This window comes from Roseburia zhanii (genome assembly GCF_014287635.1).
GTDB lineage: Bacteria > Bacillota > Clostridia > Lachnospirales > Lachnospiraceae > Roseburia_B > Roseburia_B zhanii.
In genome coordinates this window covers 33228-59653 of sequence record NZ_JACOPH010000002.1, presented here as the reverse complement: position 1 = coordinate 59653, position 26426 = coordinate 33228, and the positions used below count along the sequence as shown (strand labels likewise).

The window sequence follows — 26426 nt, the reverse complement described above, 5'->3', positions numbered from 1 at the left end:
GGAAGGTTACATATGGAGAATAAAAATGCTTATTTTATACCCGTAATAAAAGATAATAATCTTTTTCTCAAGTTTTTCCCGGCATTGGAAGGAGGAAAAGCACTTGAGGTAAAAGAAGTTGCGGAATACCTGAATCGTGAAGGGTATAACGAAGTTGATTTTCGAATGCTCAGTCAGGCAGTCACTGCAAAAACACCGGCAGATGTCTATATCGGAGATGCCATGGGGAATCCATTTAATGAGAAGGTGATCATTTCCCTGTCATTAGACAGTATGTTAGTGCGTGCTTCGTTCTATCCTCCGGCAGAAACCGGACGTAACATTACATTAGAAGATATTCAGGATGAACTTGCACATGAACAGATCGTTTATGGAATCGATGAGAATATGGTTAATGCTCTGTTGCGGGAAAGAGAATATTGCACAGAATATCTGATTGGAAAGGGAACACCGCCAACGATCGGAAAAGATGCGAAAATAGAATATTATTTTTCAACAAACCAGAGTTTAAAGCCAAAACATAATGAAGACGGTTCCGTTAATTACCACGAATTAAATATTATCAGTAAAGTAGAGAAGGATCAGTTGATCGCAAGACTGATCCCTGCAGTACCGGGACAGCCGGGACATGATGTGTTTGGCAATGAATTAAAGCCAAGAGAAGTGCAAAGTCTGCACTTATCTTATGCAAATAATATCTATGTATCAGATGATGGAACAGAATTATATTCCGAAGTGACAGGTCATGCTTCTTTAGTACAGGGAAAAGTTTTCGTTTCTGGGGTCTATGAAGTGCCGGCAGATGTAGACAATTCCATCGGTAATATCAATTATCCAGGAAATGTATCTGTAAAAGGAAATGTAAAAAGCGGATTTGTCATTCATGCAGATGGAGATATCGTTGTAGAAGGTGTCGTAGAAGGTGCAGAATTATACGCCGGAGGACAGATCATTGTGCAACGTGGCATTCATGGAATGGGAAAGGGACTTCTTTCTGCAAAAGGGAATGTTGTCATTAAGTTTATCGAAAGTGCAACCGTCAGATCTGGTGGTTATATTGAAACCGAATCCATTATTCAGAGTAAGGTATCTGCTAATACAGAGATCAATGTCAGTGGTGGAAAAGGATTTATTATGGGTGGAATCGTCAGGGCAAGCAGTAAAATATCTGCGCGTACAATCGGTTCTAGCATGGGAACAGCAACAAATGTTGAGGTAGGCATCGAACCGGGAAAACAGGAACGATATGCACAGCTTCAGCAGGAAGCAAAGGAACTCGGTAAGAAGATTGAGATGATCCGTCCGGTGCTGATCAACTATACGCAGAAGTTAAAAGCAGGAATATCACTTTCGGCAGATAAGATTGCCTTTATGAAGACACAGGTATCTGCATTAAAGACACTACAGGGACAGCTTGCACCGATCAATGAGGAGATGAATACGTTACGTCTTGAATTTATGACAGCAGGTCGTGCAAAGGTAGAAGTACAGAATGTGATCTATCCGGGGGTGACGATCAAGATTTCTGAGCAATCCCTGACCACGAAAGAGGAACGGAAGTATTGTCAGTTTGTAGTTACAGACGGTGAAGTAAAAGCAATGAACCTATAAAAATCAGGCAGAGGTAGAGATATGTCAGTTGGACCGGTAGTATTAAACGGAATGATTCAAAGAACACAGGATGTTGGGGCGTTAAAACAGCAGGAAGACAGCAGGTCTATGGTGGAACAGCAGAGTATTCAGGCACATATGAAAACGCAGGAACATAGGCAGCTCAATCAAGTGAACCATGCAAATAACGCAGAGGAACACGAGAAACGTTACGATGCTAAGGAAAAGGGGAGTAATGAATATGAGGGTCAGCAGAAAAAGAAGAAAAAGCCTGAAAAGAAAGAAAACGGAAAGGTGGTTTCCAAACAGGAAAGCGGTCATTTCGATATAAAAATTTAGAGGAGAATAAACATGACAGGAATAGAAATTCTATTACTGGTGATTGGTGTGATTTTTTTTGTTGCCAGTTTTTTTATTGCAGAGAAATTAAGTCCCGGAGAATTGAATAAGATCGGAGAATTAAGTAACGATGAGATCCAGAGAGTCATGGAGCGGGAATTACAGAAAGTATCAGGTGATATTGAAGGAAAAGTAGAAGAAAAGGTGGAAGAAGCACTGGTGAATTCAGAGCGTTCCATGGAAAAAGAATGTAATGAAAAGATCATGGCAATCAGCGAATATTCAGATACTGTAGTAGAATCCATGAATAAAACACATAATGAGATTATGTTTCTTTACAGTATGTTAAATGATAAACATACAGAACTGACACAGTTTTCATCTAAATTACAGGAATTAGTCAATGAATTAGAGAAGAAAGATGAAGAGATCGAACAGCATATGTTACAGAGAAGTGTAGCAGAAGAAGCCATGACCATACCACAGCAGTTAGAAGAACCAGCTGATATGCAGGATGACTGGGCAGACGAGTTAGGCGGATCTGATTTAGAAGAACCGGAAACCATGAATTATAATTCAGCAATCTTGGCATTGCATAAAGAAGGAAAGACTGCGATTGAGATTGCAAGGGAATTAGCATTAGGTTTAGGTGAAGTGCAGTTAGTGATTGGATTGTATGAAGGGAAACGGAAAAAGTGAAACTAAAATATTATTTACGTGGAATGGGAATCGGAATCATGATCACAACGTTGATTCTGGTCATAGCATTTTCCATTCATAAAAATGATACCGTACAGCAAGAAGAACCCAAACAGGAGGCGGCGTCAAAGACAGTTGCAGAAGCACAGAACAGTACGCAGATTCCTATGGATACGGAAACAGAAACAGAACCTGCGACTGAACAGAATAATGCGGAACAGACAGATACACAAAAGACAACAGAAAAGCAGAAAGAAAATGAAACATCTGTCGTTTCTGCAAGTACAGAAGAAAAAGAATCTGAAGAAAAAGCATCTGAACAGAAAACTTCAGAAACAAAATCGTCAGAAGAAAAAATATCAGAAAAAAACACACCTGCGGCAGCAACAGAAAAAGTCCGTTTTGAAGTAGGCGGTGGAGAATATTCCGATGTTATCTGTAAGAGATTATTACAGGCAGGACTTATCGATGATGCAGATGCATTTAACAAATTCCTGATACAGAAAGATTATGATAATCTGATCCTTCCGGGTGTTTATGACATTCCGAAAGGTGCTACTTATGAGGAAATAGCGGCTTTGTTGACGACAAAGGTAGAAAGTGAAACAGCACAGTGATCAAAAAAGTATTTGTACTGATTTGATATCTTTATAGTTACAGAAATTTGACTAAGGAGGCAGGATATGCAGTTATTAACATTTACACTAGGAAAAGTAAAATACGGAATTGATTTACAGGCAGTCCAGTCGATCGAACAGATGATGCATATTGTAAGCGTTCCAAACACATTACCTTATATTAAAGGTATTATGAATTTGCATGGTGAGGTTATACCGGTGTATAGCCTGCCTATAAGATTTAACTATCAGGATGTCAAGACAGAAAATATCGTTGTTGTAGATGTGGATGGAATGAAGATCGGTCTTGAGGTCTGCAGAGTGCAGGAGATACTGACCGTTTCAGATGATCATATTTTTTCCATGCCGGAGATCATCAAAAACTCGCAGGAATGTTTTTCAGATGTTGCAGACAATAACAAGAATCTGATCGTTACTTTAGATGTACAAAAATTGCTGACAAGTGAAGAACAGCAGAATATAGAAGAAATGCTTGCAAATCAGGATGCAGTATGATATAATTTTAAAGGTTCGGCAAAAAGCCGAAACAGCAAACACATATGCGGATGATGAAACAGGTGCCGGAAACCGGTGTTTCAGGAAAGGAAGCATATGGAAGACAATAACCATATGGAGGTAAGAAAATGAGCGTTATTACAATGAAACAGTTACTTGAGGCAGGTGTTCATTTTGGACATCAGACAAGAAGATGGAATCCTAAAATGGCTCCATACATCTACACAGAGAGAAATGGTATTTATATTATTGACTTACAGAAATCTGTAGGAAAAGTAGATGAAGCTTACAAGGCAGTATCTGATATTGCAGCAGAAGGTGGTACAATCCTTTTTGTTGGTACCAAGAAACAGGCACAGGATGCAATCAAAGCAGAAGCTGAGCGTTGCAGAATGTTCTATGTAAATGAAAGATGGTTAGGCGGTATGCTTACAAACTTTAAGACCATCCAGAGCCGTATTGCAAGATTAAAAGCAATCGAAGCAATGGCAGAAGACGGAACATTTGATGTATTACCTAAGAAAGAAGTTATCGCTCTTAAGAAAGAGTGGGATAAATTAGAGAAGAACCTTGGCGGAATCAAGGATATGAAGAGACTTCCGGATGCTATCTTTGTTGTTGATCCTAAGAAAGAAAGAATTTGTATTCAGGAAGCACATACATTAGGTATTCCATTGATCGGTATTGCTGATACAAACTGTGATCCAGAAGAATTAGATTATGTTATTCCGGGAAATGATGATGCTATCCGTGCAGTAAAATTGATCGTTTCTAAGATGGCTGATGCAGTGATCGAAGCAAATCAGGGAACAGTTGATGTTGATACAGACGAAGCTGTTGCAGAAGAGGCAGTAGAAGAAGCGTAAGAAAGATTATTGGAGGAGAAACAGAATGGCTATTACAGCAGCAATGGTAAAAGAACTGCGTGAATTATCCGGCGCAGGTATGATGGATTGTAAAAAAGCATTAAATGAAACAGATGGAAATATGGATGAGGCGATGGAGTTCTTAAGAAAGAACGGACAGGCAAAAGCTGAGAAAAAAGCTTCCCGTATCGCAGCAGAAGGTATTGTTAAGGTTGCAGTAAAGGATAACTCAGCAGCAATCGTTGAAGTAAACTCTGAAACAGACTTCGTTGCAAAGAATGAGAAGTTCCAGACATTTGTTGAGAAGGTTGCACAGCAGGCATTAGCATCTGATGCGGCTGACATGGATGCATTCATGGAAGAAAAATGGATAGAAGATAATTCTAAATCCGTAAAAGATATCTTAGTAGAGCAGGTTGCTGTTATCGGAGAAAACTTAAAGATCAGAAGATTTGAAAAAGTAACAGCAGAAAACGGCTGTGTAGTAGATTATATCCATGGCGGCGGACGTATCGGTGTTGTTGTAGTTGCTGAAACAGCTACAGTAAACGATACAGTACAAGAAGCATTAAAGAACCTTGCAATGCAGATTGCAGCTTTAAATCCGAAATATATCGACAGAAGCGAAGTAAGTGCAGATTATATCGCACATGAAAAAGAAATCCTTTTAGCTCAGATTAAGAACGATCCAAAGGAATCCCAGAAACCTGAAAAAGTTATCAACGGTATGATCGAAGGACGTATCAACAAAGAGTTAAAAGAAATCTGCTTAGTAGATCAGGTATATGTAAAAGCAGAAGATGGAAAACAGACAGTAGCAAAATACTTAGAAGCAGTATCTAAGGAAGTTGGTACACCTGTATCTATCAAGAAGTTCATTCGTTTTGAAACAGGTGAAGGTCTTGAGAAGAAAAATGAAGATTTTGCAGCTGAAGTTGCAGCGCAGATGAATGCGTAATTGCATAATATGTAGTAGAATCTGAAATATGACTTTAATAAACCTTGAGTTTCCTATGAAAAAGGAGATTCAAGGTTTTTTTATTTAATAGGAAATTCTTCCAACAGGAGGGATTTCCTATTAAATAAAATAGCCCGCTGGAATCGGGCATACTGCAAAAATGGTATTGTAAGCAGAGATATTTCATTGCTGATTTTTGTTATTATCTTTGCACCATGTCACATTCTGATTAGTTATATGAATGCAATTTTAAAATAGCAATTAATAAGTTACCTATCGGTTATCATAATATAATTGATAAGTAATTAAAAAATGAGGTATAATATGTTGTTTTTCGGCAGCAAAGGACAGACAGACTTAATAAGATAATATATGCTGCAATTGTCAGCTATATCGGAGCAGAGCAGTGATGATCATCATTGCAGTAATGGTTATTGCAAAGCTGTAAAAGCGGCTTCTGACAGGCAAGGTACTTGCTATGGAGCATTTACAGGTTATATTTATGTGATAAAAAACGCCAAAGATCATATGATCAATGGCGTTTTTTTTAGGGAATTTTAATGTTTTCATCTGCTGTATCTCTAGAATTTTTATTTTGTACCACAATTATTATCAAATGCCGGATTGCAGGCATAGAAGTTTTTAGAATCCAAATGCTCCTGAATGATACGGAGTGCTTCACCAAACCGCTGGAAATGAACAACTTCTCTTGCCCGAAGGAAACGGATCGGATCAATGACATCAGGATCTTTTACGACACGTAGAATATTATCGTAAGTACTGCGTGCTTTCTGTTCTGCAGCCATATCCTCCATAATATCAGTGATCGGATCACCTTTTACCTGAAATTCACAAGCATTAAACGGAATACCACCGGCAGCCTGCGGCCAGATACCTAAAGTATGGTCAATATAGTAGTCACCAAAACCGGATTCTTTGATTTCTTCCGGTGTCAGATTCCGTGTCAGTTGATGCACGATTGTGGCGATCATTTCATAATGTGCCATTTCCTCAGTTCCGATATCCGTTAAGATTCCCATAACTTCACGATATGGCATGGCATAACGCTGGGAGAGATAGCGAAGACTGGCACTGATCTCACCATCGGGACCACCATACTGACTAATAATAAACTTAGCAATCTGCGGATTCATTTCTTTAATATTTACCGGATATTCCAATCTTTTTTCATAATTCCACATTAGCAGTATCCCCCTTCCCATGGCCATGGATCAGTTGCCCAATACCAGTGATTATTTTCCGTTACCGTATCTAAAGTCAGCGGAGAGTAGTTTGCAGAGTATAAAGCAAGTGCTTTTTTACGTTCTTCCTTGTAGTGTTCAAAGATAGCCATGGCATCTTCGTCATCAGAATGCGTATCTAAATATAAAGACATTTCCGTAACGGCAAAACTGACCTGATTGATCCAGTCTAAGAGCTGGCTTCTGTTCATATTCATATTTGATCTCATCGTCTGCACCCGCCTTTCCATCCAAGAAATGGTTTATTTAGTTCCGGGAAGATTGTTCCATACTGCATGGCTTCGTCTAGTTCATATACATTATGGAAATGCTGCATAGGTACATATGCCATGGCAAGCGCAAAGTTTTCATCAGATACCATTTCCCGATTGCGTGGTGTGGGAGCAGAACCTGTAGAACAGCTGCATCGTGGTTGACCGCAAGTATTCATAAAAAAACTCCTTTTTTTGATTTATACTAATAACGTATGCAGTTATTTTAAGAAAGTGACAGCCTAAATTAGCATTATATTCCAGAATTGAAGAAATAAGACCAAAAAGTCATTGATTTTGCTTTCCGATATATGTTATTATGCCTATGGAAAATGAACATGAAGGGTGTGGAAATATGACTAGAATAGCCATTTGTGAAGACGATGAAATGGAACGTACTGTGTTACAGGAGTTAGTCAAAGCATGGGCAGAAGCAAATGATGTTGAAGTTTTTGTATCTAGTTTTGCAAGTGGGGAAGAACTGATTTGGAGCTTTTCTGATCGGCGGTATGATATCCTGTTTTTAGATATTCTTTTAGAAGAATTAGATGGGATACAGACAGGACAGCAGATACGTTCCATGGATGCAAAGACGGATATTATTTATTGTACGGCAATGACAGATTTTGCATTAGATGCATATGAAGTACATGCAAAGGGATATCTGGTAAAACCATACGATCCTGATAAGATCGAAGCAGTTTTAGCACAATGTATCAGATAACAGAATATACATAATCAGGATAAAAACGGCAGGGATAAAATCTGTGCCGCTTATTATATGTAAAGAAAAGAGGAAAATCATGAAAAAAAGATTTTTATGGATAATGGTAGCAGCAGGTCTTTTATTACTTGCAGGATGTGGTAAGAAGAATACAGATGGAATGTCTGTCAGTGACACAGAAGCAGCAGAGATGGAAGCACTTGATTTTGATGCAAGTGATTATGTCAAACTTGGTGACTATAAAAAACTTCCCGTCAAATATCCGGTTCCAACTGTTACCGATGAAGATGTGCAGTCAAGTATCTCAGATCTGATCGATGAAAATACGGAATATAATCAGGTAGAGCGTGCAATCTTAAATGGGGATTATGTCAGCATTGATTTTACCGGAACGATCGATGGAAAAGAATTTGAAGGCGGAAGTGCAGAAGATTATGAATTTACCATGGGTGAAGGCGAATTTCTAGATGATTTTGAAAGCAATCTGATCGGAAAAAGTGCCGGAGATACTACAACATTTAAGATCACTTTCCCTGATGATTATGATGATGGCAGTTCAGAAGATAGTGTAGCAGGAAAAGAAGCAGAATTTACCGTAAAGATCAATTCCGTCAGTGAAGTGGTTGTACCTGAATATAATGATGCGTTTGTGGCAAGCGTTACAGATTATGATACAACAGCAGCTTATGAAGATTTCCTTCGGGAAGATCTGATGCAGACAGCTACAACAGAGGCTCAGACAGCAGCCGGTGAAGATGCCTTGTCACAGGCGATCGACAATGCAAAGATCAGCGGCTATCCGCAGGAATTATATGATTTTTGTTATAATGATACCGTAGACAGCTATCGTTCTTACGCAGAAATGTTTGGCATGGATTATGAAGAATTTATGTCAGAATTTATGAGCGATGAAGATTTAGATGAGATCACAAAGAATTGGGTGAATGAGATCATCGTGTCAAAAGCCATTGCAGACAAAGAAGGCTTTGCCGTTACCGATCAGAATTACGAGGAAGATGCAACTGCATTAGCGGAAGAATATGGATATGACAGTTTAGATACATTTTTAGAAGATTATGGAAAAGCATCTGTCATTGCAAGCATCTTAAGAGAGAAAACGATCAGCTTTTTATATGAAAATGCAGAAGTGACAGAGGTTTCGAGTGACGAATATTATGGAGCAGAAGACCTTTTAGATACAGAAAGTGCCGATACAGAAGCAATAATTATGGAAGATACGGAATAATTCTTGCAAAAGAAGCAATATATGGTACAATAGAAAAGAGTGATTTTTGACCGGGGAGGTCAGATAATGGAAGATAGTTCTACAAAAGGGCTGAAGCAGGAACGTAAAAAGCGTCAGCGTGTTGCCCGGATTAAGACAGCTCTGATCTGTGTCGTTGGCATATGGTTATTAGCTTCCATGATCATTTGCACCGCACTTGTTTTTAAAGTATATATGCTAGAAGAAAAACTGGATTATCTTTTAGATAATTTTACAGTCAGCGGTCAGATGGAAACAGAGTCGAAGCAGACATTTGCAAAAACGGATGAGAGTGCTTATTTTGATTTAGAAGATACAACAGAGAATGGTGAGTGGGCGAATGGCTATTCCGAATATTATTCTGTTGCAGAAGCTGTCAATCAGAAAGAAAATTTAGCAGGTCCTGAAGATATCCATAAGGTATATCTGACATTTGATGATGGACCAAGCAGTAATACAACAGCAATTTTAGATATCCTGAAAAAACATAATATCAAAGCAACATTTTTCGTAATAGGAAAAGAGGATGACGAGTCAAAGGCTCGTTACCGGCAGATCGTAAATGAAGGTCATACTTTAGCAATGCATTCTTATTCACATAAATATAGTGTGTTATATGATTCGCTTGATTCCTTTGAAAGTGATTTTTCAAAAATACAGAATTATCTGTATGAAGTCACCGGACAAGAGTGTCTGTTTTATCGTTTTCCGGGTGGAAGCAGTAATCATGTCAGTAATACAGATATGAAAGAATTTATCAACTATCTGAATACACAGGGAATTACATACTTTGACTGGAATGTATCCAGCGGTGATGCCACTTCACAGGCATATACAGCAGAAGAATTAGTCGACAATGTGATGAAAGATGTAGTAAAATATAAGACATCTATTGTTCTTATGCATGATGCAGAAACAAAGACAACTACCGTAGAAGCGTTAGAGCCGATGATCGAAGCATTAGAGAGTATGGGAGCTGAAATATTACCGATAGATGAGAATACAACTGTCGTTCAGCATATTGCAGCAGCAAGTGTAAAACAACAGTAGATTATAAGAAAAAATGGAGGATTTGAAATGGGCTTTTTTAAAGAGTTTAAAGACGATTTCTCACAGGCAGTAAATGAACTGATGCCCGGAGAAGATGAGCTTACGGAAAAGGAAGATACCCTTGAAAATGATGACATGGTAGTCAATACGCTTGATGCAGAAGTAGATACGGAATCTGAACTTTCTAAGCTGAACGGATTGTTAGAGCAGGTGACGGAACAGCCGGCACCACAGGCAGTTGTAAAACCACAGCAGGTAGCTGAATTAGAAAAAGAATTTACAAGAGAAGTGAAAAAAGCAGATACAAGAACCGCAATGGAGGAGAAAAGAAAAATGAATGAAGAAACAATGGCAGTAAATACAAAGCAGGTAGTAGGTGTAAATCCAGATGAAATTTCTGATGAAACAACTGTGATCACAGAAGGCACAAGCATCAATGGTGATATCAGTTCTAACGGGTCTATTGATATCCGTGGAAAAATCGGTGGCAATGTAACCTGTAATGGCAAATTGATCGTAACCGGTATCTTAGAAGGAAACAGCAATTCTTCAGAATTTTTTGCAGATGCAGCAAAAGTAGAAGGTGAAGTAAATAGTACAGGAACAGTCAAGATCGGTATCGGTTCTGTAGTGATTGGTAATATTACAGCAGCTTCTGCAGTTATCGCAGGTGCGATCAAAGGTGATATTGATGTTCAGGGACCTGTTGTTGTGGATACTTCCGCAGTTGTTATGGGTAATATCAAATCCCGTTCCGTACAGATCAACAACGGTGCTGTTATCGAAGGTTTCTGCTCCCAGTGCTATGCAGATATTGATGTTCAGGGACTTTTTGATGAGAAGAAAGGGAACTAATCTATGAAGCGTGTTTTATTGAAATTAAGCGGAGAAGCATTAGCCGGTGATAAAAAGACAGGTTTTGATGAGCCAACGGTTACAGAAGTAGCAAAGCAGGTAAAAGCATTAGTCGATCAGAATGTACAGGTCGGTATTGTGATCGGCGGCGGTAATTTCTGGCGTGGACGTACGAGTGAAACAATCGACCGTACCAAGGCAGATCAGATTGGAATGCTTGCAACAGTTATGAACTGTATTTACGTATCAGAGATCTTCCGTTCTGTAGGTATGATGACACAGATATTATCACCATTTGAATGTGGTTCCATGACAAAATTATTTTCAAAAGACCGTGCTAATAAATATTTTGCCCATAACATGGTTGTATTTTTTGCAGGTGGAACAGGACATCCTTATTTTTCCACAGATACAGCAACAGTACTTCGTGCGATTGAGATTGAAGCAGACGGTATTCTGTTAGCAAAAGCAATTGACGGTGTCTATGACAGTGATCCAAAGATCAATCCGGCTGCAAAGAGATATGATGCGATCTCAATCGAAGAAGTGATCGAGCAGAAGTTAGCTGTAGTTGATATGACGGCATCAATTATGTGTATGGAAAATAAAATGCCGATGTATGTATTTGCGTTGAATGAGGAGAATAGTATTATAAAAGCAATCTCTGGTGACTTCAACGGTACAAAGGTTACTGTATAAACTAGGAGGAATAGATATGGATGCAAGATTAGAAACATTTGATACAAAAATGCAGAAATCTTTAAATAATCTTGAGGAAGAATATAGTGCGATCCGTGCCGGACGTGCGAATCCTCATGTATTAGATAAGTTAAAAGTAGATTATTATGGAACACCGACACCGATCCAGTCAGTCGCAAATGTCAATGTTCCTGAACCAAGAATGATCCAGATCCAGCCGTGGGAAGCATCCATGGTAAAGGAAATTGAAAAAGCAATCATGACATCTGATCTGGGAATCAATCCTACAAATGATGGTAAAGTGATCCGTTTAGTATTTCCGGAACTGACAGAGGAACGCAGAAAGGAACTTGCAAAGGATATTAAGAAAAAAGGCGAAAATGCAAAAGTTGCCATTCGTAATATCCGTCGTGATGCAAATGATTCTTTCAAGAAACTCGCAAAAGAAGATGTATCTGAGGACGAGATCAAAGAATTAGAAGATCAGGCACAGAAAATGACTGATAAATATATTTCGTTGATTGAAAAAGCCGTAGAAGTTAAGACGAAAGAGATTCTTACAGTATAATAGAACATCAGCTAAAGCGTGGGGACACTGCATATTGCGTGTCCCCATTTTCACCATAACATGAGAGAGAGGAAAAAGAATATTGAAGATACCAGATCATGTTGCAATCATTTTAGATGGAAACGGCAGATGGGCAAAGGCAAAAGGAATGCCACGAACCTATGGACATACCATGGGTGCTAAGAATGTAGAAACAATCTGTCGTGCTGCACACCAGATGGGAATCCGTTATCTGACTTTTTATGCATTTTCTACTGAAAACTGGAACAGACCAGAATCAGAAGTCAGTGCGATCATGAATCTTTTAGATTCCTATCTGAAAAACTGTTTAAAGCTTGCTAAAAAGAATAATATGCGTGTGCGTGTCATCGGAGATGTTTCACGTTTAGATGAGGAGTTTCAGAAAAACATCAGAAAATTAGAAACAGCTTCTGCCGGTTATACGGGGTTGAATCTGCAAATTGCGATCAATTATGGAAGTCGTGACGAAATGATACGTGCAATGAAACACATGATACAGGAACACGATGAAGGAAAACTTGCGATCGAAGATATTGATGAATCAAAATTCGCATCTTATTTAGATACTGCTGGTATTCCTGATCCTGATCTGATGATCCGCACAAGCGGGGAACAGCGTCTGTCGAATTATCTTTTGTGGCAGTTAGCTTATAGTGAATTTTATTTTACAGATGTGCCATGGCCTGATTTTGATGAAGCGGAATTAAAACGTGCCGTTGAAGCATATAGTTCGAGAGATAGAAGGTATGGTAAAGTCAAAGAGGAAGAAAATTGAGATGTTTAAGACAAGATTATTAAGTGGGATTGTTTTAGTTGCATTAGCATTGTTTTTGATCATTACAGGCGGAAATGTTTTATTAGGTTCGCTGTTAGTCATTTCTCTGATTGGTATGTTTGAATTGTACCGGATATTTCATATAGAAAAAAGTATGGCGGGGATTGCAGGATATGTTGCAGCAATTGTATTTTATGCAGATCTTTTATTGGATCTTATTCCGGATATGATGATGCTTGTATTAGGTTTTCTGATCGTTTTGATGTTTGTATATGTACTTACTTATCCAAAATATAAAACGGAACAGATCCTTGCTGCATTTTTTGGTGTATTCTATGTAGCAGTCATGCTTTCGAGTATCTATCAGACGAGAATGTTAGAAAAAGGAGCCTATATAGTTTGGCTGATCTTTTTATGCTCATGGGGCTGTGATACCTGTGCATACTGTGTGGGAGTTTTGATCGGAAAACATAAGATGTCACCAAAACTCAGTCCGAAAAAGTCAGTGGAAGGTGCAGTCGGTGGAGTGATCGGCAGCATGTTACTGACGTTGTTATATACGGGGATTTTTCGATCTGCTATGCAGATCACAACAGAAGAAATGCTGATCTTATCAGCAATCAGCGGCATTGGTGCATTGATTTCCATGATAGGAGATCTGATGGCATCAGCGATCAAACGAAATTATGATATCAAAGATTACGGAAAGCTGATTCCGGGACATGGCGGTATTTTAGACCGCTTTGACAGTGTGATCGTAACAGCACCGATCATATATTATCTGGCAGCTTTTCTAATATAATAGAGGGGATCATATGAAGAAAATTGCAATTTTGGGTTCCACAGGTTCGATTGGAACACAGACATTGGATATTGTAAGGGAACAGAAAGATATTCAGGTGACTGCAATGGCTGCCGGAAGTAATATCAGCCTGTTAGAAAAGCAGATACGCGAATTTCATCCATCGATTGTATCTGTATGGGCAGAAGAAAAGGCCAAAGAGTTAAGGCTTAAGGTAGCGGATCTAAATGTAAAGGTACTATTTGGAATGGATGGGCTTTTAGCCGTTGCAACAGAACCCGAGTCAGAGATCTTAGTGACTGCGATCGTAGGAATGCTTGGTATCCGTCCGACGATTGCTGCGATCAAAGCAAAAAAGGTGATCGCACTGGCGAATAAAGAAACCTTAGTAACCGCAGGACATCTGATCATTCCTTTAGCGAAAGAGTATCAGGTTCCGATCCTTCCGGTAGACAGTGAGCATAGTGCTATTTTCCAGTCATTACAGGGAGAACAGCAAAATAAGATCCACAAGATCATTTTAACAGCGTCCGGTGGCCCTTTCCGTGGCAAGACAAGAGCAGAATTAGAGCATATTCAGGTAGAAGATGCTTTAAAACATCCAAATTGGGCGATGGGCAGAAAGATCACGATTGATTCTTCTACATTAGTCAATAAAGGCTTAGAAGTCATGGAGGCAAAATGGCTGTTTGGGGTAGAACTCGATCAGATCCAGGTGACAGTCCACCCACAGAGCGTGATCCATTCTGCCGTAGAATATGAAGACGGGGCAGTGATCGCACAGCTTGGAACACCGGATATGCGTCTGCCAATCCAGTATGCCCTGTATTATCCGAAACGCAGAAACTTAAGTGGGGAAAAATTAGATTTATTTGCATTAGGACATCTGACATTTGAACGTCCGGATACAAAGACTTTCCGGGGGCTTGCACTTGCATATGAAGCAATGAAAAAAGGCGGCAATATTCCTACAGTATACAATGCTGCAAATGAAAAAGCGGTTGCAATGTTTTTAGACCGGAAGATTTCTTATCTTACGATCACAGAGATCATTGAAGCATGTATGGAACAGAACACATACATCAAAGATCCTGATTTAGAGCAGATTCTTGATACAGAAAAGGCGGTATATGAATATATAGAGAGCAGGTGGTAATTTGAAATTTGTAATAGCGATTATAATTTTTAGTGTGATCATCTTATTCCATGAACTTGGACATTTTTTGCTTGCAAAGAAAAATGGAGTAAGAGTCAATGAGTTTTGTCTTGGCTTAGGACCTACCTTATTCGGTGTGCAGAAAGGCGAAACAAAATATTCGATCAAACTCCTTCCATTTGGTGGTGCATGTATGATGGAAGGTGAAGATGGGGACAGTGATGATGCAGGTGCATTTGGAAATAAATCCGTCTGGGCACGTATCAGCGTGGTTGCGGCAGGACCGGTATTTAATTTTATCATGGCATTTATTTTAGCATTTATCCTGATCTCATGCATCGGTATCGATGTGCCGACAATCTCAGGCGTCATGAAAGGATATTCCGCTGATGCTGCCGGAATGCAGGGTGGAGATACAATTGTAAAATTGAATGGACAGCATATCCACTTTTATCGGGAAGTGAGTATGTATTCCTATTTTCATAGCGGAGAAACCGTTGACGTTACTTATGAGCGGGACGGTGAGTACCATACAGTTACCCTGACACCGACCTATGATGAAGAAAGTGGACGGTATCTGTTAGGAATCCAGAATAACTATGCAAGGGAAAAGGGCAATGTCTTAAGCAATCTGAAATATAGTGTCTATGAACTCAAATACTGGATATGGACGACGTTAGAAAGTTTAAAAATGTTAGTCACAGGAAAAGTCAGTGCGAATGAACTTTCCGGACCGGTAGGCATTGTAAAATCGATCGGTGATACTTATGATGCGAGCAAAGCCGATGGTTATTACTATGTATTTTTGAATATGATCAACTTTTCCATCCTACTAAGTGCAAACCTAGGAGTGATGAACCTGCTGCCGCTTCCGGCTTTAGACGGTGGACGGCTGGTATTTCTGATCATAGAAGCCATACGGAAAAAGAAAATCGATCCCGAAAAAGAAGGAATGGTTCATTTTGTGGGAATCATGATCTTAATGGGACTGATGGTACTTGTGATGTTCAATGATATCCGAAAGTTATTTATCTGATAAACAGGATTTACAATCGAAAATGGAGGAAACATGAAAAGAACACAGACAAAGACCGTTCAGATCGGGAACCGTATCATTGGTGGTGGAAATCCAATCCTGATACAGTCTATGACGAATACAAAAACAGAAGATGTGAAGGCTACAACAGAACAGATCAACCGCCTTGCGGCAGCCGGCTGTGATATCATCCGCTGTGCTGTTCCTACCATGGAGGCGGCATATGCCTTAAAAGAGATCAAAAAAGAAATTGAGATCCCATTGGTAGCGGATATCCATTTTGATTACCGCCTTGCGATCGCTGCGATCGAAAATGGAGCAGATAAGATCAGGATCAATCCCGGAAATATCGGAAGTAAGGAACGGCTGCTTGCAGTCGTAGAAGCAGCAAAAGAACGGAATCTGCCGATCCGTGTAGGCGTAAACAGTGGTTCACTTGAAAAGGAGATCGTAGAAAAATATCATGGTGTAACCGCAGAAGGAATCGTGGAAAGTGCTTTAGATAAAGTGCATATGATAGAAGATATCGGCTATGATAATTTAGTCATCAGTATCAAATCATCAAATGTTTTAATGTGTGTGAAAGCACATGAACTGATCGCAGAAAAGACCGATCACCCGCTTCATGTAGGTATTACAGAATCCGGTACGATCATCAGCGGTAATATCAAATCTTCGATCGGACTAGGACTGATCTTACATCAGGGGATCGGTGATACGATCCGTGTATCCTTGACAGGTGATCCGTTAGAGGAGATCAAATCCGCAAAACTTATTTTACGGACATTAGGTTTACGAACCGGTGGGATAGAGGTTGTATCCTGTCCGACCTGCGGCAGGACACAGATTAATCTGATTGAACTTGCAAATCAGGTTGAAAATATGGTAGCAGATATTCCACTGAATATCAAAGTAGCTGTTATGGGCTGTGTAGTAAATGGCCCCGGAGAAGCAAAAGAAGCTGATATCGGGATTGCAGGTGGTATCCATGAAGGCTTGATCATCAAGCATGGAGAAGTGTACAAGAAAGTACCGGAAGATGAATTATTACCGGCACTTCGCGAGGAATTATTACATTGGAGTGAGTAACGTGTCAAAGCTTTTTTTTGAAGTATTTCCAACATTAGTTGTGAATGAAGAAATGAAAAAACTGCTGTCTGAGATGGAGATCACAAGAGTTAGTGCGAATCGTTCGAAGACATTGATTCGCATTTATCTTTTTGGCAGTCATCTGATCCATAAGGCAAATATTTTTCAATTAGAAAAGGATATTTCCAGCCAATTATTTCCGAGCCGGCATATGGATATCAAGATCATTGAAAAATTTCAATTATCGAGTCAGTATACAGCAGAAAAATTATTACATATCTATGAGGACAGTATTGCAGATGAATTAAAAAATTACAGTCTGCTTTTGTATAATGTATACCGGAATGGAAAAATGAATTTTACTGACGAGCGGAGTATGCAGCTTGTCTTAGAAGACACGATCATTGCAAGAGAACGATCGGATGAACTGGTTCGTATTTTAGAAAAAATATTCTGCGAACGCTGTGGCATGGATCTGATCGTGCAGTTATCTTTTGAAAAACCAAAAGAGAGCAGCCGGATCAAAAATGCTGACCTGATCATCGAACAGGAGATCAAAAATGTTGTCCGTATGTCTGCGTTTTCCATAAAACCGTCAGATAACGGTGAGAAAACGGAAAACGAGGAAAAGGCATTACCGGAAAAAAATGCTAAAGAGCCGGTTAAGAACCAGACGGCAAAAGTACCTGAGAAAAAACCGGAATTTAAGAAAGAATTTCGGAATAAAAGGGATTCTTATAGCAGCAGACGGTCAGACAATCCCGATGTAGTCTATGGCAGGGATTTTGACGATGAAGTAATCACGATTGATAAGATCGTGGGCGAAATGGGAGAAGTTGCAATCCGCGGACAGGTCATTAGTTTGGATACCAGAGAAATCCGTAATGAAAAGACAATCATTATCATATCCGTAACAGATTTTACAGATACGATCGTACTAAAGATCTTCTCAAAAAATGAAGATGTTCCAGAACTGTTAGAAAGTATCAAAAAAGGCGCATTTTTAAAGATCAAAGGAGTAACGACGATCGATAAGTTTGACAGTGAACTGACGATCGGCTCCATCGTTGGAATTAAGAAGATACAGGATTTCCGCACTACGAGAATGGATAACAGTCCTATCAAACGTGTGGAACTCCACTGCCATACAAAAATGAGTGATATGGATGGTGTATCCGATGTCAGAGATATTATCAAACGTGCAATAAAGTGGGGACATAAAGCGATTGCCATTACAGACCATGGAGATGTGCAGGCATTTCCGGAGGCAAATCATGCGCTTTCAAAAGATGATGATTTTAAAGTAATCTATGGTGTAGAAGCCTATTTAGTCGATGATTTAAAAGCACTTGTAGAAAATCCGAAAGGACAGGGATTATCTGATACTTATGTCGTATTCGATATTGAAACAACGGGATTCAGCCCGAAATTAAATAAGATCATTGAAATTGGTGCGGTAAAAGTAGAAAATGGTGTGATCGTAGATAAGTATTCCACGTTTGTAAATCCGAAAGTGCCTATTCCATTTGAGATTGAGCAGCTTACCAGTATTAATGATGATATGGTGATCGATGCAAAGCCGATTGAAGAAATCCTGCCGGAATTTATGGAATTTTGTCAGGATGCAGTCATGGTCGCACACAATGCAGATTTTGATATGAGTTTTATCAAACACAACTGTAAAGAACAGGGCATTAAAAAGGATTTTACGATCTTAGATACGGTTGCCCTTGCCAGAAATCTACTGCCGAGTCTGCATCGTTTTAAGTTAGATACGGTGGCAAAAGCACTTGGCGTATCCTTAGAGAATCATCACCGTGCAGTTGATGATGCGGGATGCACTGCAGAAATCTTTGTTAAATTCGTGCAGATGCTAAGAGAACGTGGTATCGAAGAACTTGATCAGTTAAGGGAACTTAGCATTTCAACACCGGATGTCATTGGTAAGATGCCGACACACCATGCAATCATTTTAGCAGCCAATGATATCGGGCGTATCAATCTCTACCGGTTAGTTTCCATGTCACATCTGACTTATTATAACAAACGGCCGCGTATACCAAAGACCGAATATTTAAAGCACAAAGAGGGACTTTTGATCGGTTCCGCCTGTGAAGCAGGAGAATTGTATCAGGCAATTTTAAATGGAAGACCGGAAGAAGAAATTGTCCGGTTAGTAGAATTTTATGATTATCTGGAAATACAGCCATTAGGCAATAACAAATTTATGATCGCGAGTGAAAAAGCACCGGTAGAAAGCATGGAAGACTTGCAGGAGATCAACCGGAAGATTGTAAAACTAGGGGAGCAGTTCCATAAGTTAGTAGTAGCTACCTGTGATGTGCATTTCCTGGATCCCGAAGATGAGATATACCGACGTATCATCATGGCGGGAAAAGGATTTAAAGATGCCGACGATCAGGCACCACTATATCTGCGTACAACCGAAGAAATGCTTGCAGAATTTGAATATCTTGGCAGTGATAAAGCAGAGGAGATTGTCATCACCAACCCGAATAAGATCGCAGATATGTGTGAAAAGATCTCACCGGTACGCCCTGACAAATGTCCGCCGGTCATTGAGGATTCTGAAGGACTGCTGCGTACGATCTGTGAAAATAAAGCCCATGAAATGTATGGAGAAGAATTGCCGCCTGTAGTAAAAGAACGTTTAGACAGGGAATTAAATTCCATCATCAGCAATGGTTATGCCGTTATGTATATCATTGCCCAGAAATTAGTATGGAAATCAAATGAAGATGGTTATCTGGTAGGTTCACGAGGTTCTGTAGGTTCTTCATTTGCTGCAACGATGGCAGGTATCACGGAAGTAAATCCGCTGCAGGCACATTATCTGTGCAGACATTGTCACTACAGTGATTTTGATTCACCGGAAGTCAAAGCATTTTCCGGCCGTGGCGGCTGTGATATGCCGGATAAAATCTGTCCGGTCTGCGGCAAACCACTATCCAAAGAAGGATTTGATATTCCGTTTGAAACTTTCCTTGGATTTAAAGGAAATAAGGAACCGGATATCGATTTAAACTTCTCAGGAGAATATCAGAGTAAGGCACATGCCTATACAGAAGTTATTTTTGGATACGGACAGACATTCCGTGCAGGTACGATCGGAACTCTTGCTGATAAAACTGCGTTTGGATATATTAAAAATTATTTTGAAGAACGTGGAATCCACAAGAGAAACTGTGAGGTTGACCGTATCGTACAGGGCTGTGTCGGTGTCAGAAAGACAACCGGACAGCATCCGGGTGGAATCATCGTACTTCCGGTAGGAGAAGATATTGATTCCTTTACACCGGTACAGCATCCGGCAAATGATATGACAACAAGTACCGTTACCACACATTTTGATTATCATTCGATCGACCACAATCTGTTAAAACTTGATATACTCGGACACGATGATCCGACCATGATCCGTATGTTACAGGATCTTACAGGACTTGATCCGCAGAGCATCCCATTGGATGATGTATCAGTCATGTCTTTGTTTAAAAATACCAGTGCCTTAGGTGTTACGCCGGAAGATTTAAACGGCTGTCCGCTTGGAGCACTTGGAATCCCTGAATTTGGTACAGATTTTGCCATGCAGATGGTTATTGATGCAAAACCGCAGGAATTTTCTGATCTGATCCGTATTTCAGGGCTTTCTCATGGTACGGATGTATGGTTGGGAAATGCACAGACATTGATCGAAGAAGGAAAAGCTACGATCTCTACTGCAATCTGTACGCGTGATGATATCATGACTTATCTGATCCATATGGGATTAGACAGTGAGTTATCCTTTACGATCATGGAATCCGTCCGAAAAGGAAAAGGATTAAAAGACGAATGGATCGAAGAAATGACTTCCCATGGAGTACCGGACTGGTATATCTGGTCTTGTAAAAAGATCAAATATATGTTCCCGAAGGCACATGCGGCTGCATACGTTATGATGGCATGGCGTATTGCTTACTGTAAAGTGTTCTATCCATTGGCATATTATGCGGCGTATTTTAGCATACGTGCGACAGGATTTAACTATGAACTGATGTGTCAGGGAGAAGAACGTTTAAATTATTTTATGCGTGATTATGAAAAACGCAAAGACAAGCTTTCCAAAAAAGAACAGGATACTTACCGCGATATGCGTATCGTACAGGAAATGTATGCAAGAGGGTATGAGTTTTTACCGCTCGACATTTATACAGCGAAAGCAACACATTTCCAGATCATCGACGGCAAGTTAATGCCTGCACTAAGTACGATCGAAGGACTTGGCGAAAAAGCCGCAGAAGCTGTCGTTGAAGCAGCAAAGGACGGAATTTTCTTATCGAAAGATGATTTCAGACAGCGGACAAAAGTGAGTAAGACTGTTATCGACCTAATGGGGGATATGGGAATCTTGGGCGATCTGCCGGAGTCTAATCAGTTATCCTTGTTTGATTTTGCTTAGCTTATGCTGACAAAAACATTGTATTATGATAAGAATAGTACTATAATGATAATATATGATACGAAAGAAGGGAGTTTTTTATGACAAATGAACAATATCGCAGAGCGAACCGTCATGCTTTACCGGTAATCCTGATTTTATTAGGTTATATGGTATTTATGATGGTGGGAGTAATTTTAGAAGGGAAAGGCATCGGTGCAACTTATTTTCAGCTTATACTCAATATTGTATGCTTTATTGTAGTATTGGTCACTTTTTTTACCAAAGGAGATACGAAGACAGGTGCGATTATCATGCTGTCAACAATGGGAATATCTTTTGCAGTTAATATGATCGTTGGAACATCTTATTACACATATGCAAATGCTTTTCCAATCATGTTGATCTGTATGATCTATCTGAATCAAAAGATCATAATCGGAGTAAATCTGATCTTTATCATTCCTATGATCATCCGTATTGTTAGATTTCTAAGCAGTGGAAATATCAGTATAGATGAGGTTGTCATTTCTGTGATAGCAATGGGTATGTCATCCTTTAGCTCTATTATGGCAGTCCGGCTGTTACATCAGTTTGACCATGAGAATATCCAGACGATCCGGACTGTAGTTGAAAAAGATCAGGAAAGTTCTAAGAATATGCTGTTGGTAGCAGATAATCTGATCAAACATTTTGACGAGAGTAAGACTTCTATAGCAAAAGTGGCAGAGAGTATTGATACGAGCAATTCATCGATGAATGATATTGCAAACAGTACCGAAAGTACCGCAGAGTCTATCCAGCATCAGGCAATGATGTGCTCTGAGATTCAGGAGCGTTCCGATACGGTAGAACAGGAAACTGGCAGAATGATCGAAGCATCGAAGCGGACGATCGAAAATGTATCCGAAGGTGTCGGACTGATCCGTCAGTTAAAGACACAGGCAGAAAATGTAAAAGAAGCCAGCAGGGTAACCGTAGAAAGTACGAAACAGCTTACCAGTAAAGTCGTAGAAGTACAGGATATCGTTGGTGCCATCTTAAGCATTTCTTCCCAGACAAACCTGTTAGCATTAAATGCTTCAATCGAAGCAGCAAGAGCAGGAGAGGCTGGAAAGGGATTTGCAGTTGTAGCAGAAGAGATCCGTACCTTATCGGAAGAAACAAAAGATGCCAGTAACAAGATTACAGATATCATTCAGGAATTAAATGTGTTTGCAGACAGTGCAAGCAAGAATGTATCAGATACGATTGTTTCCTTAGAACAGCAAAATGAGATGATCGATACCAGTCAGGAGAAATTCTTAAAGATTGATGAAGAAGTACGTGGATTAACAGAGATCATTGAGAGAACGGAACAGATGATGCAGGAGATCATCAATAGTACAAACGTGATCGCTGAAAATATAAGTCAGCTTTCCGCAGCCAGTGAGGAAGTTGCAGCAAGTTCAACTGCAGGTGTAGAAACATCCGCAGAAGCGGTAGCAGCTATGGCAGAGTTCCATCGTCTGTTAGAATCTATTTATGCGATCGTAGATGATTTGAGAAGTTATGCCTAGTAAAGCAGGTAAGAACAATAATAGAATTTTATAAAAAATGGAAGAATCTGTATTATGGATTCTTCCATTTTTTATATGCATCTTGTGGTGCGCATCACTAATGAATGAAAGTTCCTAATCTGCTCTAGTAGAGTAAACGGGAAGGATACAGAAAGTCAGCCTGCTTTTGCTATACAACAAAAAAATACCATAACATATATATGCTACGGTATCTTTATCAGATAAGCCGATAGTCGGACTCGAACCGACGACCTACGCATTACGAATGCGTTGCTCTACCAACTGAGCCATATCGGCATGTGTCAACCACACTTTTATATTATACATATTTTTATAGGATATTGCAATCATTTTTTGAAAATAATTCAAAATTCAAAATAATTTTTTGAAGTATTAAAAAATAGAAAAAAGTATGCTATAATTTTTCATGATTGTACCATGGTGCGGTGTTTTAGCCAGTGCATGATGGAAATTCAAATACCAAGGATTAAGGAGAATTTAAGAATATGCGTTTTTTAATACAAAGAGTCAACCAAGCAAAGGTTACCGTAGATCATAATATAACAGGACAGATACAAAAGGGGTTTCTGGTTTTTATCGGCATTGCAAATGAAGATACAAAAGAGATTGCAGATAAACTGATCCGCAAAATGACCGGTCTTCGGATTTTTGAAGATGCAGATGGAAAGACCAATCTTGCATTAAAAGATGTAAACGGAAGTCTGTTATTAGTATCTCAGTTTACATTGTATGCAGATTGTAAAAAAGGAAATCGTCCTTCGTTTGTTCATGCAGGTGCGCCGGCATATGCAAATGAACTGTATGAATATATCATCTCGGAATGTAAAAAGACCGGAATCATCGTAGAAAGAGGTATATTTGGGGCAGATATGAAGATTGAGTTAGAGAATGATGGACCGTTTACAATTATGTTAGATTCAAAGGAATTGATGTAATATAAGTCATCTCATGTAAAGAGCACACCAACTATTCGTTAAACTTGTCTTTTGCGAATAGTTGGTACGCTCTTACTTTTGTAAATCTTGCGAACTCTAATGATAACTGAAATTTATTTTTTCATTTTATTCATATGTTCACGGTAAGTTAAGATCAGATCAACACAACCTTCAATACCGATACGGCTGCTGTCTAAAGTCAGATGATAGCTTTTAGAATCTCCCCATTTTTTGCTGGTATAATAGTTATAGTAACTTGCACGTTGTTTATCAGCTTTTACAATGGCATCTTTAGCTTTGTTAGCTGTCAGATCAAGATTTTTAGAAACCCTTGCAATACGGTAGTCTAAATCTGCATGGATAAATATGTTCAGACAGTTCTCATTGTCTGCTAAAGCATAATCTGCAAATCTGCCGACAATGACACAAGGTTCTTTTTCGGCGATTTTTTTGATCGCATCGAACTGTGCTAAGAATACTTTGTGGTTCAATGGCATATCTAAAAATGGTGCTGAAGAATAACCACCAAAAGAATATGTATCCATGACTAAAGAATATAAAAAACTGTTGGTTGGTTTTTCATCATGGTTTTCAAAGATTTCAGCACAAAAACCGCTTTCTTTTGCAGCTTCTGCTAATAATTCTTTGTCGTAACATTTCACACCTAATCGTTTTGCAAGTGCAACACCAACATCTTTACCGCCGCTGCCAAATTCTCTACCGATTGTATAAATATGATTATTCATGTAAATCCCACCTTTACTTTTCTTATTATAGTATATATTATAAGTCATTTTTTCTGAAAAGTATAGACAAATGAAAAATTTTAGCGCAATTTTTTGATTAAAGCATTAAAATATTCCGGTATAGGCGCAGATACTTCTAAGTACTCTCCTGTTGTCGGATGTATAAAGCCGATCGTCATGGCATGCAGCGTCTGACCATTTAATTTATATGGATTTTTTGCATTTCCATAGACAGTATCACCAAGCAGCGGATGTCCGATACTAGCCATATGGACACGAATCTGGTGCGTTCTGCCGGTTTCTAGGCGGAATTCCATATAAGCGGCATTCTTAAACTGCTCAAGCACTCTATAATGTGTAATGGCAGGTTTCCCACCCTTTGTAACGAGTGCCATCTTTTTGCGGTCGATGGGATGTCTTCCGATATTACCTTCTACTGTCCCCTCGGACTCTTTCAAGGTTCCGGATACAATTCCACGATAAATCCGCTTTACAGAGTGTTCTTTGATCTGCTCTGCGATCTTTAAATGGCTTTCGTCATTTTTACAGATGATAAGCGAACCGGTCGTATCTTTATCAATACGATGTACAATACCGGGACGGATTTCTCCATTGATACCGGAAAGGCTTTCTTTACAGTGAAACATGATTGCATTGACTAAAGTGCCGGTATAATGTCCGGCAGATGGATGAACCACCATATCTTTTGGCTTGTTGACAATGAGAAGGTCATTATCCTCGTATAAAATATCAAGTGGAATATCTTCCGGAAGAATCGCTGTTTCTTCTGCCGGCGGTATCGTAATCTGTATTGTCTGTTCTGGTTTTAATTTGTAATTGGCTTTTTGTAATTTGCCATCAACAGTCACCTGTTCTTCTTTGATCAGTTTTTGAAGAAATGAACGTGTGATAGCATCTGGCAGTCTGTCAGACAAATATTTATCTAAACGGATACCATTGATCCCTGTTTCTGTCACTAATGTATATTGTTCTTCCATGATCAGTGCTCTTTCTTTTTCCAGAATTGAAGTTTTTGTATCAGTAGATCAATGTCTTCTTCTTTATAATAGAAAATAAATAAAAGTATCAGAAGAACTGCGGCTGTCGTCACATAGATATCTGCCACATTAAATACAGGAAAATCGATCAGTTTTAAATAAAAGAAATCGATCACGTAATTATACAGGCATCTGTCTATAAAATTGCCGATCGCACCTGAAATTAAAAGAATCAGGATCAGACGCATATAGGTATAACGTTTTGTATCAGGAATACGTATATATAAAAAAATCAAAATGATCAAAACGATCACTGTCATTGTGACAAAAAATGTCTTCTGCCCTTGTAATATTCCAAAAGCAGCTCCATGATTTTCTAAATAGGATAATTCAAACACTTCCGGTATCAGGGAAAACGAAGAAGCTTTTTTTAAATGTAATACAGCCAAATGTTTTGTGACCTGATCTAATACGATCAACAGGATCGCAGACAGTAGTCCAACAACAAGCTGTTTGATATGTCTAGCAGACATTTGATTCATTGTATATGCACCTCTATTCTTCAATC

General features: G+C 39.2%; 27 protein-coding genes and 1 tRNA gene. 21 read left to right on the top strand and 7 right to left on the bottom strand.

Annotation, left to right across the window (positions count from 1 at the left end):
- Nucleotides 1-12: 12 nt before the first annotated feature.
- The 7 genes from H8S17_RS03390 to tsf all read left to right on the top strand — a co-directional run bounded on the left by H8S17_RS03390 (nt 13) and on the right by tsf (nt 5606).
- Nucleotides 13-1611: a DUF342 domain-containing protein gene (locus tag H8S17_RS03390; protein WP_178050724.1), complete on the top strand. Its 1599-nt coding sequence runs from the start codon at nt 13-15 to the stop codon at nt 1609-1611.
- Nucleotides 1612-1632: 21 nt separating this feature from the next.
- Nucleotides 1633-1950: a hypothetical protein gene (locus H8S17_RS03385; protein WP_178050723.1), complete on the top strand. Its 318-nt coding sequence runs from the start codon at nt 1633-1635 to the stop codon at nt 1948-1950.
- Nucleotides 1951-1962: 12 nt separating this feature from the next.
- Nucleotides 1963-2649 (top strand): DUF6115 domain-containing protein, encoded by a 687-nt coding sequence (locus tag H8S17_RS03380; protein WP_178050722.1) that lies wholly within the window; start codon nt 1963-1965, stop codon nt 2647-2649.
- Nucleotides 2646-3266, top strand: a complete 621-nt coding sequence (locus H8S17_RS03375; RefSeq protein WP_186866241.1) for a hypothetical protein — start codon at nt 2646-2648, stop codon at nt 3264-3266. The genes H8S17_RS03380 and H8S17_RS03375 overlap by 4 nt, the downstream gene beginning before the upstream one ends.
- Before the next feature lie 66 nt (nt 3267-3332).
- Complete coding sequence (locus H8S17_RS03370) at nt 3333-3782, top strand: chemotaxis protein CheW (protein WP_178050720.1); 450 nt, start codon at nt 3333-3335, stop codon at nt 3780-3782.
- 128 nt (nt 3783-3910) lie between these two features.
- Entirely contained in the window at nt 3911-4648 is a 738-nt protein-coding gene (gene rpsB / locus H8S17_RS03365; protein WP_186866240.1) for a 30S ribosomal protein S2, read from the top strand.
- A 25-nt stretch (nt 4649-4673) separates the two neighbouring features.
- Nucleotides 4674-5606, top strand: coding sequence for a translation elongation factor Ts (tsf, locus tag H8S17_RS03360; RefSeq protein ID WP_186866239.1), 933 nt, complete (start codon nt 4674-4676; stop codon nt 5604-5606).
- 590 nt (nt 5607-6196) lie between these two features.
- On the opposite strand, the gene H8S17_RS03355 is transcribed toward tsf, so the two are convergent.
- Genes H8S17_RS03355 through H8S17_RS03345 form a run of 3 tightly spaced genes read right to left on the bottom strand, consistent with a single transcriptional unit; the run spans nt 6197 to nt 7298 of the window.
- Nucleotides 6197-6808 carry a manganese catalase family protein gene (locus H8S17_RS03355; RefSeq protein WP_186866238.1) on the bottom strand — a complete coding sequence of 204 codons (612 nt, stop codon included), beginning with the start codon at nt 6806-6808 and terminating at the stop codon, nt 6197-6199.
- Nucleotides 6808-7065: a spore coat protein CotJB gene (locus tag H8S17_RS03350; RefSeq protein WP_243237959.1), complete on the bottom strand. Its 258-nt coding sequence runs from the start codon at nt 7063-7065 to the stop codon at nt 6808-6810. The genes H8S17_RS03355 and H8S17_RS03350 overlap by 1 nt, the downstream gene beginning before the upstream one ends.
- 8 nt (nt 7066-7073) lie before the next feature.
- Complete coding sequence (locus H8S17_RS03345; RefSeq protein WP_178051271.1) at nt 7074-7298, bottom strand: spore coat associated protein CotJA; 225 nt, start codon at nt 7296-7298, stop codon at nt 7074-7076.
- Between the two features lie 176 nt (nt 7299-7474).
- On the opposite strand from H8S17_RS03345, the gene H8S17_RS03340 reads away from it, so the two are divergent.
- The 13 genes from H8S17_RS03340 to H8S17_RS03280 all read left to right on the top strand — a co-directional run bounded on the left by H8S17_RS03340 (nt 7475) and on the right by H8S17_RS03280 (nt 23158).
- The gene (locus H8S17_RS03340; RefSeq protein WP_178051272.1) at nt 7475-7843 is read left to right on the top strand and encodes a LytR/AlgR family response regulator transcription factor; all 369 of its coding nucleotides are present in this window, start codon (nt 7475-7477) and stop codon (nt 7841-7843) included.
- A 79-nt stretch (nt 7844-7922) separates the two neighbouring features.
- Nucleotides 7923-9089, top strand: a complete 1167-nt coding sequence (gene tig, locus H8S17_RS03335; RefSeq protein WP_186866237.1) for a trigger factor — start codon at nt 7923-7925, stop codon at nt 9087-9089.
- A gap of 66 nt (nt 9090-9155) precedes the next feature.
- Nucleotides 9156-10157: a polysaccharide deacetylase family protein gene (locus H8S17_RS03330; protein ID WP_186866236.1), complete on the top strand. Its 1002-nt coding sequence runs from the start codon at nt 9156-9158 to the stop codon at nt 10155-10157.
- Nucleotides 10158-10184: 27 nt separating this feature from the next.
- The gene (locus H8S17_RS03325) at nt 10185-11012 is read left to right on the top strand and encodes a bactofilin family protein (RefSeq protein ID WP_178051275.1); all 828 of its coding nucleotides are present in this window, start codon (nt 10185-10187) and stop codon (nt 11010-11012) included.
- Nucleotides 11013-11015: 3 nt separating this feature from the next.
- Nucleotides 11016-11711: a UMP kinase gene (pyrH, locus tag H8S17_RS03320; RefSeq protein WP_186866235.1), complete on the top strand. Its 696-nt coding sequence runs from the start codon at nt 11016-11018 to the stop codon at nt 11709-11711.
- Between the two features lie 16 nt (nt 11712-11727).
- On the top strand, nt 11728-12279 hold the full coding sequence (gene frr, locus H8S17_RS03315; RefSeq protein ID WP_178051558.1) for a ribosome recycling factor: 552 nt from the start codon (nt 11728-11730) through the stop codon (nt 12277-12279).
- Nucleotides 12280-12361: 82 nt separating this feature from the next.
- Complete coding sequence (locus H8S17_RS03310; protein ID WP_186866234.1) at nt 12362-13075, top strand: isoprenyl transferase; 714 nt, start codon at nt 12362-12364, stop codon at nt 13073-13075.
- A 1-nt stretch (nt 13076) separates the two neighbouring features.
- Nucleotides 13077-13877, top strand: coding sequence for a phosphatidate cytidylyltransferase (locus tag H8S17_RS03305; RefSeq protein WP_178051561.1), 801 nt, complete (start codon nt 13077-13079; stop codon nt 13875-13877).
- A gap of 13 nt (nt 13878-13890) precedes the next feature.
- The gene (locus tag H8S17_RS03300; RefSeq protein ID WP_186866233.1) at nt 13891-15033 is read left to right on the top strand and encodes a 1-deoxy-D-xylulose-5-phosphate reductoisomerase; all 1143 of its coding nucleotides are present in this window, start codon (nt 13891-13893) and stop codon (nt 15031-15033) included.
- A 1-nt stretch (nt 15034) separates the two neighbouring features.
- Nucleotides 15035-16069 carry an RIP metalloprotease RseP gene (gene rseP, locus H8S17_RS03295; protein WP_186866232.1) on the top strand — a complete coding sequence of 345 codons (1035 nt, stop codon included), beginning with the start codon at nt 15035-15037 and terminating at the stop codon, nt 16067-16069.
- A 33-nt stretch (nt 16070-16102) separates the two neighbouring features.
- On the top strand, nt 16103-17158 hold the full coding sequence (gene ispG / locus H8S17_RS03290) for a flavodoxin-dependent (E)-4-hydroxy-3-methylbut-2-enyl-diphosphate synthase (RefSeq protein WP_186866231.1): 1056 nt from the start codon (nt 16103-16105) through the stop codon (nt 17156-17158).
- Nucleotide 17159: 1 nt separating this feature from the next.
- Complete coding sequence (locus H8S17_RS03285) at nt 17160-21620, top strand: PolC-type DNA polymerase III (RefSeq protein ID WP_186866230.1); 4461 nt, start codon at nt 17160-17162, stop codon at nt 21618-21620.
- Nucleotides 21621-21700: 80 nt separating this feature from the next.
- Entirely contained in the window at nt 21701-23158 is a 1458-nt protein-coding gene (locus tag H8S17_RS03280) for a methyl-accepting chemotaxis protein (RefSeq protein ID WP_186866229.1), read from the top strand.
- Nucleotides 23159-23382: 224 nt separating this feature from the next.
- On the opposite strand, the gene H8S17_RS03275 is transcribed toward H8S17_RS03280, so the two are convergent.
- Nucleotides 23383-23455, bottom strand: a tRNA-Thr gene (locus H8S17_RS03275).
- Between the two features lie 209 nt (nt 23456-23664).
- Here H8S17_RS03275 and dtd point away from each other — a divergent pair.
- Nucleotides 23665-24114, top strand: coding sequence for a D-aminoacyl-tRNA deacylase (gene dtd / locus H8S17_RS03270; protein ID WP_178050383.1), 450 nt, complete (start codon nt 23665-23667; stop codon nt 24112-24114).
- Between the two features lie 113 nt (nt 24115-24227).
- Here dtd and H8S17_RS03265 read toward each other — a convergent pair whose 3' ends face one another.
- The 3 genes from H8S17_RS03265 to lspA all read right to left on the bottom strand — a co-directional run bounded on the left by H8S17_RS03265 (nt 24228) and on the right by lspA (nt 26391).
- Nucleotides 24228-24860: a cytidylate kinase-like family protein gene (locus H8S17_RS03265; protein ID WP_186866228.1), complete on the bottom strand. Its 633-nt coding sequence runs from the start codon at nt 24858-24860 to the stop codon at nt 24228-24230.
- An 80-nt stretch (nt 24861-24940) separates the two neighbouring features.
- The gene (locus H8S17_RS03260; RefSeq protein ID WP_186866227.1) at nt 24941-25858 is read right to left on the bottom strand and encodes an RluA family pseudouridine synthase; all 918 of its coding nucleotides are present in this window, start codon (nt 25856-25858) and stop codon (nt 24941-24943) included.
- Between the two features lie 2 nt (nt 25859-25860).
- The gene (gene lspA / locus H8S17_RS03255; RefSeq protein ID WP_186866480.1) at nt 25861-26391 is read right to left on the bottom strand and encodes a signal peptidase II; all 531 of its coding nucleotides are present in this window, start codon (nt 26389-26391) and stop codon (nt 25861-25863) included.
- Between the last annotated feature and the right edge of the window lie 35 nt (nt 26392-26426).

Coding starts and splice junctions, on each gene's coding strand:
- H8S17_RS03390 (WP_178050724.1), top strand. CDS start 13: ATGGAGAATAAAAATGCTTATTTTATACCCGTAATAAAAGATAATAAT.
- H8S17_RS03385 (WP_178050723.1), top strand. CDS start 1,633: ATGTCAGTTGGACCGGTAGTATTAAACGGAATGATTCAAAGAACACAG.
- H8S17_RS03380 (WP_178050722.1), top strand. CDS start 1,963: ATGACAGGAATAGAAATTCTATTACTGGTGATTGGTGTGATTTTTTTT.
- H8S17_RS03370 (WP_178050720.1), top strand. CDS start 3,333: ATGCAGTTATTAACATTTACACTAGGAAAAGTAAAATACGGAATTGAT.
- rpsB (WP_186866240.1), top strand. CDS start 3,911: ATGAGCGTTATTACAATGAAACAGTTACTTGAGGCAGGTGTTCATTTT.
- tsf (WP_186866239.1), top strand. CDS start 4,674: ATGGCTATTACAGCAGCAATGGTAAAAGAACTGCGTGAATTATCCGGC.
- H8S17_RS03355 (WP_186866238.1), bottom strand. CDS start 6,808: ATGTGGAATTATGAAAAAAGATTGGAATATCCGGTAAATATTAAAGAA.
- H8S17_RS03350 (WP_243237959.1), bottom strand. CDS start 7,065: ATGAATATGAACAGAAGCCAGCTCTTAGACTGGATCAATCAGGTCAGT.
- H8S17_RS03345 (WP_178051271.1), bottom strand. CDS start 7,298: ATGAATACTTGCGGTCAACCACGATGCAGCTGTTCTACAGGTTCTGCT.
- H8S17_RS03340 (WP_178051272.1), top strand. CDS start 7,475: ATGACTAGAATAGCCATTTGTGAAGACGATGAAATGGAACGTACTGTG.
- tig (WP_186866237.1), top strand. CDS start 7,923: ATGAAAAAAAGATTTTTATGGATAATGGTAGCAGCAGGTCTTTTATTA.
- H8S17_RS03330 (WP_186866236.1), top strand. CDS start 9,156: ATGGAAGATAGTTCTACAAAAGGGCTGAAGCAGGAACGTAAAAAGCGT.
- H8S17_RS03325 (WP_178051275.1), top strand. CDS start 10,185: ATGGGCTTTTTTAAAGAGTTTAAAGACGATTTCTCACAGGCAGTAAAT.
- pyrH (WP_186866235.1), top strand. CDS start 11,016: ATGAAGCGTGTTTTATTGAAATTAAGCGGAGAAGCATTAGCCGGTGAT.
- frr (WP_178051558.1), top strand. CDS start 11,728: ATGGATGCAAGATTAGAAACATTTGATACAAAAATGCAGAAATCTTTA.
- H8S17_RS03305 (WP_178051561.1), top strand. CDS start 13,077: ATGTTTAAGACAAGATTATTAAGTGGGATTGTTTTAGTTGCATTAGCA.
- H8S17_RS03300 (WP_186866233.1), top strand. CDS start 13,891: ATGAAGAAAATTGCAATTTTGGGTTCCACAGGTTCGATTGGAACACAG.
- ispG (WP_186866231.1), top strand. CDS start 16,103: ATGAAAAGAACACAGACAAAGACCGTTCAGATCGGGAACCGTATCATT.
- H8S17_RS03280 (WP_186866229.1), top strand. CDS start 21,701: ATGACAAATGAACAATATCGCAGAGCGAACCGTCATGCTTTACCGGTA.
- dtd (WP_178050383.1), top strand. CDS start 23,665: ATGCGTTTTTTAATACAAAGAGTCAACCAAGCAAAGGTTACCGTAGAT.
- H8S17_RS03265 (WP_186866228.1), bottom strand. CDS start 24,860: ATGAATAATCATATTTATACAATCGGTAGAGAATTTGGCAGCGGCGGT.
- H8S17_RS03260 (WP_186866227.1), bottom strand. CDS start 25,858: ATGGAAGAACAATATACATTAGTGACAGAAACAGGGATCAATGGTATC.
- lspA (WP_186866480.1), bottom strand. CDS start 26,391: ATGTCTGCTAGACATATCAAACAGCTTGTTGTTGGACTACTGTCTGCG.